Annotated in this window: 9 protein-coding genes; 5 read left to right on the top strand and 4 right to left on the bottom strand. The window is 63.3% G+C overall.

Going from position 1 to position 11743, the window contains the following annotated elements:
* Positions 1 to 39 precede the first annotated feature (39 nt).
* The 4 genes from ACW7G0_RS10455 to ACW7G0_RS10440 form a co-directional block, all read right to left on the bottom strand.
* Positions 40 to 1872 carry a 2Fe-2S iron-sulfur cluster-binding protein gene (locus tag ACW7G0_RS10455; protein WP_456989567.1) on the bottom strand — a complete coding sequence of 611 codons (1833 nt, stop codon included), beginning with the start codon at positions 1870 to 1872 and terminating at the stop codon, positions 40 to 42.
* Complete coding sequence (locus ACW7G0_RS10450) at positions 1869 to 2561, bottom strand: PepSY domain-containing protein (protein ID WP_456989566.1); 693 nt, start codon at positions 2559 to 2561, stop codon at positions 1869 to 1871. The genes ACW7G0_RS10455 and ACW7G0_RS10450 overlap by 4 nt, the downstream gene beginning before the upstream one ends.
* A gap of 76 nt (positions 2562 to 2637) precedes the next feature.
* A complete protein-coding gene (locus ACW7G0_RS10445) occupies positions 2638 to 5430 on the bottom strand; it encodes a TonB-dependent receptor (RefSeq protein ID WP_456989565.1) in 2793 nt (930 codons plus the stop codon).
* 34 nt (positions 5431 to 5464) lie between these two features.
* The gene (locus ACW7G0_RS10440; RefSeq protein WP_456989564.1) at positions 5465 to 5875 is read right to left on the bottom strand and encodes a CopL family metal-binding regulatory protein; all 411 of its coding nucleotides are present in this window, start codon (positions 5873 to 5875) and stop codon (positions 5465 to 5467) included.
* Between the two features lie 149 nt (positions 5876 to 6024).
* Between ACW7G0_RS10440 and hutC the strand changes: the two genes are divergently transcribed.
* The 5 genes from hutC to ACW7G0_RS10415 all read left to right on the top strand — a co-directional run bounded on the left by hutC (position 6025) and on the right by ACW7G0_RS10415 (position 11434).
* Complete coding sequence (gene hutC / locus ACW7G0_RS10435) at positions 6025 to 6750, top strand: histidine utilization repressor (RefSeq protein WP_456989563.1); 726 nt, start codon at positions 6025 to 6027, stop codon at positions 6748 to 6750.
* 11 nt (positions 6751 to 6761) lie between these two features.
* A complete protein-coding gene (gene hutU / locus ACW7G0_RS10430; RefSeq protein WP_456989562.1) occupies positions 6762 to 8453 on the top strand; it encodes a urocanate hydratase in 1692 nt (563 codons plus the stop codon).
* Positions 8454 to 8460: 7 nt separating this feature from the next.
* Positions 8461 to 9990, top strand: coding sequence for a histidine ammonia-lyase (gene hutH / locus ACW7G0_RS10425; protein WP_456989561.1), 1530 nt, complete (start codon positions 8461 to 8463; stop codon positions 9988 to 9990).
* A 15-nt stretch (positions 9991 to 10005) separates the two neighbouring features.
* Positions 10006 to 10914, top strand: coding sequence for a formimidoylglutamase (gene hutG, locus ACW7G0_RS10420; RefSeq protein WP_456989560.1), 909 nt, complete (start codon positions 10006 to 10008; stop codon positions 10912 to 10914).
* 115 nt (positions 10915 to 11029) lie between these two features.
* Positions 11030 to 11434 carry a CopL family metal-binding regulatory protein gene (locus ACW7G0_RS10415; RefSeq protein ID WP_456989559.1) on the top strand — a complete coding sequence of 135 codons (405 nt, stop codon included), beginning with the start codon at positions 11030 to 11032 and terminating at the stop codon, positions 11432 to 11434.
* Positions 11435 to 11743: the final 309 nt, after the last annotated feature.

Raw genomic sequence — 11743 nt, 5'->3', positions numbered from 1 at the left:
CTTCGTCAAACCTATGGATGGGAGACTGGGTTGCGCTCCCTATATCTTGAAATCGTCATAGGCGACCTGCTCCTCAGCAATGCCCAAACGGGTCAGCAGGCTTCGGGTGGCAGCAAGCATCGCCGGGGGCCCGCAAAGGTAGAACTCGCAGGACTTCAGATCGGGATGCTTTTGCAACAGCCCTTCATCGGTGGCTTCGTGCACCAATCCCCTGATCAAGCCCGCGCCATGCTCTGCGGCTTCGGACAGCACCAAGTGCCATGTGAAATTCGCATGCTTCCTGGCCAGTGTTTCCATCTCCTCGACATACGGCGCCTCCCGCATGTTGCGCGCGCCGTACCAGAAGTGGATGCGCTCCTCAGCACCGGATTCAAGCAGCGAGTGCACCATCGCCCGCAGAGGCGCCATCCCGGCCCCGCCGCCAATGAATACCTTCTCCTTGGCGCCGGACTTTATCGCGAAGTCGCCGAATGGACCGCTGAAGCAGACATGGTCGCCTGGCTTCAGTGAGTAGAGATAGGTCGATCCCTTGCCGGCGGGCTGTCGCCTCTTGTCCTGTCGTCCGGGGCTGAACCGCGCAAGCAGGGTCACATTCCCGGCCGTCTTTTCCATTGGAAGAGACAGCGAATAGGAGCGGCGAACCGGTTCCTTGCAGACCAGATTTTCGGGCAGGTTCAGACCGGACCAGTCCTGACGATGATGCTCCGGATGATCCAGGTTGTTCCGTTGCAGGCGGTAACCGGGAACATGGACCTGCAGATACGCGCCAGGCTGGAACTCCGGCCCCAGCGGCACCTCCGGCGCCAGCACGAACTCACGCAGGAAGGGAGTCACTGCCGTGACGCTGACCACCTTGGCGACGCGTTCGGTCCATAGCGCGGCGCCTCCGGCCACCTCGATCTGGCCGTCCGACTTCACCGGCAGGTTGCAGGCCAGCCGATAGCCAGACCTGAGACGGCTCTCATCAATATGCATTCGATCGGCACTGGTCGGAGGTGGTGCATGGCCACGCACACGCACCATGCACAGTCCGCAACTCTGGCCTCCCCCACAGTTGGAGGGCAGCTGAAGTCCGTTGCGTCCCAGCGCGAGGTAGACCGTGTCGCCCGAGTGCGACTCCACGGATCGCAACTTGCTCCCATCGGCGCCGTACACCGTCAATTCGCGCCGTGGCCGCCAACGAGCCGGAATGAACTCGCCAAGACGGAAGCTGGCGATGAACAGCCAAATGCCGGACAGCGCAAGCCACAGTCCGCCCGCGCCGGCCATCACGATCAGCGGATTGTTGAAATCCTGCTGCCTCGTGTAGTCCATGAAGTGCAGCATCATGACGAAATCAAACAATCGCCATGTGTCGTTCCGCCGCTCCAGGATGCGTCCGTCCTGCCCTGAGACATACAACGTGGTCGCATCGTCATCGGAGAACCCGACGCGCCAGATGGGCCCGGTGTGACCACGCACCTCCCAGGTGACTTCCGGCATGAGTTCCGGCAACGCGGCGTGTCCATCCCCCACGTAATCCCGGGCGGCAATGGCGGCGACATCCGCCGTCGTCACGGGCACCGGGCTTCCGTCCCGGATATCTGCAAGCCAGCTGCTGGTGCCGTCGCTCAGGCGATAGACCGGCTCCGCGGCCAGCCAGTGGGTCTCTACCATCCGGACCGGGCGACTTTCCCGGTCAACAATGATGGCTGGCGAGATCGCCGCTTCCGGCCACGGTCGCGACTGGGCCGCGGGTGCCAAATGGTGCAGGTTGTTCACGGTCGCGGTGTCCAGCAGGCTCATGACCAGCCCGCTTGCCGTCCAGATCACGAATTGCAGACCGATGATCAGGCCAACCCACTTATGCAGTTTCTGGATCCAGGGAGTCATGCCGCCGACCTCCTGCGAAAACTGTAGAACAACAACCACACTCCGCTGAGCATGAACAAAAGACCCACGGTTGCGGCAATCCGCAGAAACGTATTGTTGACGTTCGCGCGCTCCTCATAGTCCATGATGTGGAGCATCCAGAGAAAGTCGAACACCCGCCAATAGGTGTGCCGGGTAGCAAGCAGGTTTCCGGTCTGCGGCGAGAAATACAAAGCGGTGTTGCCGCTGTCTCCGAACTTCGCCTGCCACATCGGCACCGGTTGGCTACCGACTTCCTGCGGCGCGTTGTCGAGCAGTTGCAACGACTCCAGCGATCCATCGCCCTGATAGGTCGACAACGCCAGTTGCCGGACTTTCTCCTCGTCGATCGGACCGAGCAACCGGCCAGTGCCTGCATCGACTAGATCCACGCCGCCGGCATGGTGGACTTCATAGACCGGATCGCCCAGAAGTCGCTTGAGGCGAAAGCCGTTCATCGCCGGGTACCGCGCGGCAATGACGGCGGGATCGATCAGGCTGCTCTGTTTCGGGAGCGGCTGGGCCGCCACGTGATTGAGGTGGTCGCCATGGATGAAGTCGATCGACATGGCGGTCATGTACAGCCCGCCTATCGACCACAGCAGCGCCTGCACGCCGATGACCAAGGCGATCCACTTGTGGGCCCGACGGGCCCAGAATGCGGGTTTCATAGTTGATTCCTGACGGATGCCGCGAAGAAGGGAACGTCACCCTCTCCGGCTTGGTTGCCGGAGAGGGTTGAGCCGGTCACCAGCGGTAGGTGAGCTTTGCGTTCCAGCGACGTCCCAGCAAATCGTAGGTCATCGTGTCGGTGTTCGCGTCGGTGTAGCTCTGGATGAATGGAGCCTTCTTGTCCCAGAGATTGTCGATACCAAAAACGATGTCGGCGGACTTGTTGAACGAATACTTTGCCTGGGCGTTGTGGTAGCTCAAGCTCGACACGTGGTCTCCGATATCGCCCTTCGACGCGTTGATGTCGTCCGCCGAACCGATGTACTGGATGCTGTAGGAACCCGACCACGGCCCCTGCTCCAGAGTCAGCGATCCGAACGAGCGCCACTGGGTATAGCTACCGCGGCCCCCGGTAATCTTGCCGGCGTACTGGATCTCTTCTGCGGAGGGGAACGGACGGACGTCGTAGTTTTTCAGGTAGGACGTATCCAGGCTTAAGCTCGCCCGCATACCCGCCAGGTCGAACTGGTAAAGGGCGCCCAGATCGATGCCTGAGACGCGCTCACTGGCCGCGTTCACCGGCTGGGCAGACAGGTAGTTGATCTCGCCGGTGAGCGAATTGCGGGTGAAGTTGGACGCGCTGCAAAACTGATGGGAAAGACCGGGCGTGTTGTAACAAACTGCCAATTTGGTGGATCCGGGAATTCCCTGGATCGCGTTGTCAATCTTGATGTTGAAGTAGTCCAGCGTAAGGGTGAGGTCGTCCACGAATGTGGGCATCCAGACCGCACCAACGGTCAACGTTTCCGCATCCTCCGGCTCCAGATTGGGATTGCCGCCAACCGTGGTCTGGATCGCCTTGCCCAACTGCGTATAGCCCACTGGCACGCCCGATGCTTGGCAGTTCTGATAAACCACCGAGGAGGAAGGCAGGCTGGTCCAGCCGCTGCATGGATCGGTGGTGGTCAAGCCGCCTTCCGAAACGCCGCCAAACAGCTCGGGCACATTGGGAATTCGAAACGCCGTTGAATAGTTCGCGCGCATTTTCAGCGACGGCACGAGCTGCCAGTCCAGACCGACCTTGTAGTTGGTGTCTGCCCCGAAGATGTCGTAATCAGAGTAGCGAAACGCCGTATTCAGCGTCACCGACTGCGCGAGGAACTTGTCCTGGAGGAGCGGAATCGCGATCTCCACGAATGCCTCTTTCGCGGTGTATTCGCCAGCGATCGGATCCTGCCGGTTGGTGTTGGCCATGCCAAGCACGGTCAGCGGATCCGGGTCGCGCCACCCGCTTTCGCGGCGGACTTCCACGCCAGTCGCCATGCCCACCCAACCGGCAGGCAGCTCGAACAGCTGGCCGCTCACGTTCGCGGTGAAGCTCTTCTGCTCGTTTCCACCTACGTCGCGCGAGGTGTACAGAATGTAATCGAGCACCTCTTGGGAGACATCGCCGTACCCCAGGTAATCACCGCACGGGACGGCTGCACCCGGTGCATTGCTGCACAAGGACGTGTCCATGGTGTTGTCGAAGCGATCCAGGTTGGCGACGCCGGTGGAACCGTCGTCGCCCGTGTTGCGGCCCCAATTGATCGCCATCGACCAGTCCCAGTAGGTCCCGATTCCACCCTCCACGCCGAGTACCGTGCGAAACGTGTTCACGTCCTGATAGAACTCGCGGTTGCCGCCTTCTTTCAGGCTGCGCCGCTGCAACAGGATGTCCTGTCCAGTGGGGTTGGTCGGATGATCTGCGGCGATATTGATGTCGCGGTAGATCCCGAGGGTGCCGGGCGTCGCCAACTGATCTGACTGGCGGTTGGTGTACATCAGTTCGGCAAAGCCCCGGACATTGTCCGTAAGTGCGTAGTCGCCGAATGCGCTGAAGCTCAGGCGCTTGATCGGATTGACGGCATTGAGCGCCGGATAGGAGTTCTGGTTGTGCTTCTCCGGTGAATAGGCCTCGTAGAAGTCACCGTCACCGTTGGGGTCCTGGTTGAAGTTGATGCGCGTGCCATCGGGCAACAGCGCACGACCACCGATGGTGCTCGAGCTGCCCACGCATTCGAGCTTCCCGTTGACTTCGCCCAAGCCGCACGGGGCCCGGTCGGCCATGTTGACCGTGCCACTTTCGGAGTAGTTGATGGCGGCCATCAACGAGCCTCGATCCGAGTTCACACCCCACGCCACATCCACGGCACCTCCTTCGCCGTCCTGCTGGAACGTTTGGCCATAGCTGACGGATGCTTCGACCCCCTCGAAGTTCTGCTTGGTGATGATATTCACCACACCGGCCACGGCGTCAGCACCGTAAATGGCGGACGCACCGTCTTTCAGTACCTCGATACGCTCGATCAGTGCCACCGGGATGATGTTGAGATCCACCGAGCTGTTCGCACCGGTGCCACCGTTAACGATCCGGCGGCCGTTCAACAGGACCAGCGTGCGGTTGATGCCCAGGCCGCGCAGGTTGACCTGCGTCGTCCCGTAGCCGTTGCCGGCCCAGTACGCGTTGGTCTGGCTGCCGGCAAATCCGGCCGATGCAGGCAAACGCTGCAACAGGGTTTCGACGGAAATGGCGCCTGAGCGCTCAATGGTTTCGGCATCAATCACGGTTACGGGCCCGACGCCCGAAATCGCCGCACGCTTGATGTGACTACCAGTGACCTTCACGGTGTCCAGCGTGGTCGCCGATGATGACTGGCCCTCGCCCGTGGACTGCGCGGAGGCTGTGGTGACGACACCGACCGACAGCAACGCGCCGATCGCCAGCGCGAGATGATTGCGTTTACAGAACATGGTGAACTCCCAAACGGTAATTTTCAGAACTTGTCGGCAAATGTTCGGGCCGGCCTTGACAGCCAGCGCCCGCAACTAAAGAGGCCACCACGCAGGCAGCCGGACAAGATCAACCGATGGGAGGTCGAAAGAGCGAGGAGGATGTACCTTTGCCGACCGTTGTCAGATCGCCAGAGATCGGCACGAAGCCGATCCAGAGGGTATCGGCAAGCGGAATGCGTCTGGCCAACGCCAGGGTAACGAAGCCGCACGCGCACGCGCACCCGCCATCACTGCAATCGCAGTCCTCGTGCGCAGCTTCGGAAGGAGTTGTCGTGGTGGTGTCTTCACAGTCCGAAGCGGCAACCGCGTCCGGCCCGTGATCTGCGCTTCCATGCCCGTCATTGGCGACATGGGCGTCGGCATGAACATGATGGACAGCACCGACCGCCATCGCAGTCTTTTGCCACGCCATTGCACTGCCGTCGAGGCAGAACGCCAAGACGATCAGGCAACGGAGCAGTAGCGGAAGATTGCGCATGAATTACGGCGGTCCTTCAGTTGTCTATACCACCAAGTACCACGACCAAAGAGAGAGTGTCAACCTAGCTCCCCCATGAAGTTTCCAGACCTCTGCGAATGGTTCTGGCGGGCCTTCCACAAGATGTATAGACATGCCATGCTGAGTTCATGGAAAAGCCACAGCCCGAGTACGCGAAGCTGAAGCAGTACATCCTCGGTCAGATAACGAGCGGCGTCTGGCCGCCGCACAGTCGAATCCCGAGCGAAAATGACTTGGTGCTCCGGTTCGGCGTTTCGCGGATGACCGTGAATCGCGCGATCCGCGAACTCAGCGATTCCGATGTGGTCATCCGGGTGCAGGGAGTCGGAACATTTGTCGCCGTCCCGAAAGTCGAGTCGCCGATGTTCGAGGTGCGGTCGATCCGCGACGAGATCCGCGCGCGGGGACAGCTGCATGTGGTCAGCGTCCTGGTGCGCGAAGCCATCGCGGCGCGTGCTCCATTAGCACGCGAGTTTTCCCTGCCGGCGGGCGCTGAACTGTTCCACTCGCGATTGCTTCACCTCGCGGACGGAAAGCCCCTCCAACTTGAGGATCGCTTCGTCAATCCCTCCAGCGCGCCTGAGTACCTGGAGGTTGATTTCACCATTGAGACTCCGCATGAATACCTGACTCGTACGGCACCGCTCGAGCGAACCGAACACACGATCGAAGCCGAGCTGGCCAACAAGGGCACCGCCAAGTTGCTGCAGATCGACGCGGGCGATCCGCTGCTGACCTTGAGCCGGCGGACCTGGTCGCGCGGACGAGTGGCCAGTTTCGTACGTCTTACGCATCCCGCTGCCAACTATCGTTTCGTTGGCACTTTCCATGTGGGCAACGCGCCCCATTCGTAATGGAGTCATCGATGGATACTGGCCTCAGCCCGGCGGTCCCGGGCCCGCGCACTGTGCGCAGCCCCCGGGGCACCACGTTGTCCTGCAAGTCATGGCTGACCGAAGCGGCCTACCGGATGCTGCAGAACAACCTGGACCCCGAAGTCGCCGAGCGTCCCGACGAGCTGGTGGTCTACGGCGGCATCGGCAAGGCCGCGCGCGACTGGCCCAGCTTCGACCGCATCCTGTCATCCCTGCAGGCGCTGGAGTCCGACGAGACCCTGCTGATCCAGTCGGGGAAACCGGTAGGCGTATTCCGGACCCATTCCGACGCGCCACGGGTCCTGCTGGCCAACTCCAACCTGGTCCCGCATTGGGCGACCTGGGACCACTTCAATGAGCTGGATCGCAAGGGGCTGATGATGTACGGCCAGATGACGGCCGGCTCGTGGATCTACATCGGCTCCCAGGGAATCGTGCAGGGAACCTACGAGACGTTTGTCGAACTCGGACGTCAGCACTACGAGGGAGACTGGTCGGGCAAGTGGATCCTCACCGCGGGCCTGGGCGGAATGGGCGGTGCGCAACCACTGGCCGCGACCCTGGCCGGCGCAAGCAGCATCGTGATCGAGTGCGAGGAGTCGCGGATCGATTTCCGGATGCGCACCCGATACCTGGACCGGAAGGCCCATTCCATCGAGGAGGCCCTGCAGATCGTCGAAAACGCCACGTCGCCGGTGTCGGTGGGCCTGCTCGGCAACGCAGCGGAACTGCTGCCCCGCTTTGTCGAACTGGCCCGGCAAGGCCGAGCCACACCGGCGGCGGTCACCGACCAGACCTCGTCGCACGACCTGATCAACGGATACCTTCCCTCCGGCTGGTCGACGGCGCAGTGGCAGGCCGCGCGCACCGATGCTTCCGCGCACAAGGCCTTGCAGTCGGCCGCCGCCGCTTCGTGCGCCGAACACGTGCGCGCGATGCTCGATTTCCACCGTATGGGTGTGCCGACGATCGACTACGGCAACAACATCCGCCAGGTCGCCCTGGAACAAGGCGTCGCGGACGCGTTCGACTTCCCCGGCTTCGTGCCGGCCTGCATCCGGCCGTTGTTCTGCCAAGGCAAGGGACCCTTCCGCTGGGTGGCCTTGTCGGGCGATCCGGAAGACATCTATCGCACGGATGCCAAGGTCAAGGAGTTGTTCCCCGACGACGCCCACCTGCATCACTGGCTCGACCAGGCGCGCGAGCGCATCGCGTTCCAGGGCCTGCCGGCACGCATCTGCTGGCTCGGCCTGGGACAGCGCCATCTCGCCGCGCTGGCATTCAACGAGATGGTCCGCACCGGGGAGTTGAGAGCGCCCGTGGTGATCGGCCGCGACCATCTCGACTGCGGCTCGGTGGCCAGTCCGAACCGGGAAACCGAAGCGATGCGCGATGGCTCCGACGCGGTGTCCGACTGGCCGCTGCTCAACGCGATGCTGGCGGTGTCGGGCGGCGCGACGTGGGTGAGCCTGCACCACGGCGGCGGCGTCGGCATGGGCTTTTCCCAGCACTCCGGCGTGGTGATTGTCTGCGACGGAACCGAGGAGGCCGACAAGCGGCTGGCCCGTGTGTTGTGGAACGACCCCGCCACCGGCGTCATGCGCCATGCCGATGCCGGCTACGACGAAGCACTGACGTGCGCCCGGGACAACCACCTCAACCTGCCATCGATAACGGGATGACCGACGCATGCCCATGCTGACCCCCGGACAGATTCCGCTGTCCCAGTTGCGTTCCATCGCCCTGCAGTTTGCTTCGGTTTCCCTTCCGCCGACGGCAAAGAGCCGGGTCGACGAGGCGGCCCGCACGGTCGCGGCCATCGTCGCCGCCGGCGCGCCGGCCTACGGGATCAATACCGGATTTGGCCTGCTTGCCAGCATCCACATTCCGCCCGACCAACTGGAACAACTGCAGACCAACCTCGTGCGCTCGCATGCCGTCGGCGTCGGGCGCTTGCTTGACGACGACACCGTCCGCCTGATCCTCGCGCTGAAAATCGCCTCGCTGGCGCGCGGGCATTCCGGGGTGCGCTGGGAACTGCTGGAAAGCATGGTTGGGCTGTACAACGCGCAGGTCTGGCCATGCATCCCGGCCCAGGGCTCGGTCGGCGCCTCCGGGGATCTGGCCCCGCTGGCCCATCTGACCCTGGCCCTGATGGGCGAGGGATCGGTCCGCATCGACGGCGAAGTCGTGCCCGCCGATGAGGGTTTGCGCCGCGCCGGTTTGACACCGATCCGGCTGGGCGCCAAAGAGGGCCTGGCGCTTCTCAACGGCACCCAGGTGTCCACCGCCATCGCGTTGGTCGCCCTGTTCCAGGCGGAACAGGCGTTCGCCGCCGCGGTCCTGGCCGGCGCCTTGACGGTCGATGCCGCCCGCGGCTCGGACACGCCATTCGATGAGCGCATCCACGCGTTGCGCGGCCAGCCCGGTCAGATCCACGTCGCCCGCCTGTACCGCGACCTGCTCCATGACAGCGCCATCCGTGAGTCCCATCGAACCGGTGACTCCCGCGTGCAGGATCCTTACAGCCTGCGCTGCCAGCCGCAGGTGATGGGCGCGTGCTGGGATCTGTTGAAGCAATCGGCGAACACCTTGTTGATCGAGGCCAATGCGGTTTCCGACAATCCGCTGCTGTTTCCGGACACCGGCGAAGTCCTGTCCGGCGGAAATTTCCACGCCGAGCCGGTCGCCTTTGCGGCCGATCAGATCGCCATCGCGACTTCCGAGATCGGCGCGCTTTCAGAGCGCCGCATCGCACTTCTGGTTGACGCCCACCTGTCGGGCCTGCCGGCATTTCTGGTCGAAAACCCGGGCATCAACTCCGGCTTCATGATTGCCCATGTGACCGCGGCAGCACTGGCCAGTGAAAACAAGACCCTGGCGCACCCTGCCAGCATCGACTCGATCCCGACATCGGCCAATCAGGAAGACCACGTCAGCATGGCCACGTTCGCGGCCCGCAAGGCGGGCGATGTGGCGATCAACGTGCGCCGCATCGTCGCCATCGAACTGCTGGCGGCATGCCAGGGAATCGATTTTGTGCGCCCGCTGCGCTCCTCTGTCCGGCTAGAACAGGCGTTCGACCTGATACGCACGGTCGTCCCCCGGTATGACGAGGACCGCTACTTCGCCCCCGAGATCGCGGCGGCGGACACGCTGATTGCCAGCGGCCAGCTCGCTGAGCTGGTACGCACCGAGTTTCCGGACGAGCTGGGCTGATGGACTTATGAACTGATGGAAAGCTGGCACGGTCGAATCGATGACGAAGCGGACCCCGAGACCTTCCGCTGGCACCAGGTCGTGCGTCCAATGGAACGCCACGCCGCCCCGGGCGTCGCTCTGCTGGGATTTGCCAGCGACGAAGGCGTGCGCAGGAACAACGGCCGGACCGGCGCGGCACAAGGCCCATCGGCGTTGCGACAGGCCCTGACCAACCTGCCTGTCACCCACTCGCGCCCTCTGTATGACGCAGGCGACATCGCCTGCACCGACGGCGATCTCGAAAGCGCGCAACAGCGCTACGCCGACCGCATGACTGAACTGCTCGCGGATGGCCACTTCCCGGTCGGCATGGGCGGTGGGCACGAGATCGCTTTCGCCAGCTATCTGGGATTGGCGAACAGCCGCGATCCCGGTCGCATCGCCATCGTCAACCTGGATGCGCACTTAGACTTGCGCGACAGCCCGATCGCCACCTCCGGAACCCCGTTCCGCCAAGCCATCCAGCACGCCGAAAAGCATGGCATCGCGCTGGATTACTTCTGCCTCGGGGTCAGCAACGCCGCCAACACACGTCGCCTGTTCCACACCGCACGGGAGACCGGCACACGGTTCCTGATGGATCAGGACATGACAGCGGCCAACTCCGCCGCGCAGGTCGAACAACTCCTGCAGTGGCTACAACCGGCCGACTCGATCTATCTGACTCTATGCCTCGATGTCCTCCCGCACGCGGTGGCGCCCGGCGTCAGCGCTTCCAACGCCCGGGGCGTGGCCATGGAGGTGCTGGAACCGTTCATCGCCGCCATTGTGGGAACGGGCCGGGTGAAGGTCTGCGATATCGCGGAACTGTGCCCGCCACTGGACCGGGACAATGCCACGGCCCGGGTCGCTGCCCGCCTGATACACGGCCTGGTGCAGTGAATACCCATTCACCGGCGGCTTCGCTGAGTGTTCTGCGATCCTCCCAGACCGCCGTCGACCTGCGGTTCATGAAATACCCAGCAACGCCAGCGTGTTCTGGTTAAAGTAACCGACCATGTCGCTCCAGCACCTACTACTGCGTGTCCTGCTCTGCATCGCCCTGATCCTCAATGGATCGGGACTCGCGGTGGCGGCGACACAGATGCAGGTGCAACATGCGACCACGGTCGCTTCGACGACGCCGGATTCAGCGTCCACTCCGGACGAGCACACGACCTGCGCGGAGCATTCGGCACCGGCAACTGCTGCGACCGAGGCACCGCTTGGAGACCATTCCGCCGCGGCGGACTGCTGCGAAGGTACGGCATGCGATGTCGCCTGCCCGGCAGGGTTGCTGGCGACGCTGACGGTACCGGTGCAGGAATGGCGAATGGCGCCGCACGTCCTGGCAGCCCGGCCGGCCCTGGCCGACCATCCGGCCCCCGCGCTTCACGACCGATACCGACCTCCGATCCGTTGAGTCCGGGTGCCGTTGTCCGGCGCCCGCTTCTGCCTGCCTGACGACGCGCTATCCATCGATGCCGACGCGGCAGATGCCGGAATGTTCCGCCCTCCAGGCGGAGCTCCGACTTCCCCGAATTCACGGAGTGTTTCCATGTCCAGCAATTCTTCCGGGCTCCCCCCGGCGGCGCCCGCCCGACGTCGTTTTGTCACCGGCCTTGGGGGGGGGGGGGGGGGGGGGGGGGGGGGGGGGGGGGGGGGGGGGGGGGGGGGGGGGGGGGGGGGGGGGGAGAAAAAAGACAAAACAAAAGAAGAAAAAAAAAGAACA

It is taken from the genome of Lysobacter sp. A286 (assembly GCF_054052105.1).
Note: the sequence above shows the minus strand (reverse complement) of the source record. Positions and strands in the feature narration are given on the sequence as shown.

Excerpts from the sequence above, each read along its gene's own strand:
- ACW7G0_RS10455 (WP_456989567.1), bottom strand. The coding sequence starts at position 1,872 with ATGACTCCCTGGATCCAGAAACTGCATAAGTGGGTTGGCCTGATCATC.
- ACW7G0_RS10450 (WP_456989566.1), bottom strand. The coding sequence starts at position 2,561 with ATGAAACCCGCATTCTGGGCCCGTCGGGCCCACAAGTGGATCGCCTTG.
- ACW7G0_RS10440 (WP_456989564.1), bottom strand. The coding sequence starts at position 5,875 with ATGCGCAATCTTCCGCTACTGCTCCGTTGCCTGATCGTCTTGGCGTTC.
- hutC (WP_456989563.1), top strand. The coding sequence starts at position 6,025 with ATGGAAAAGCCACAGCCCGAGTACGCGAAGCTGAAGCAGTACATCCTC.
- hutU (WP_456989562.1), top strand. The coding sequence starts at position 6,762 with ATGGATACTGGCCTCAGCCCGGCGGTCCCGGGCCCGCGCACTGTGCGC.
- hutH (WP_456989561.1), top strand. The coding sequence starts at position 8,461 with ATGCCCATGCTGACCCCCGGACAGATTCCGCTGTCCCAGTTGCGTTCC.
- hutG (WP_456989560.1), top strand. The coding sequence starts at position 10,006 with ATGGAAAGCTGGCACGGTCGAATCGATGACGAAGCGGACCCCGAGACC.
- ACW7G0_RS10415 (WP_456989559.1), top strand. The coding sequence starts at position 11,030 with ATGTCGCTCCAGCACCTACTACTGCGTGTCCTGCTCTGCATCGCCCTG.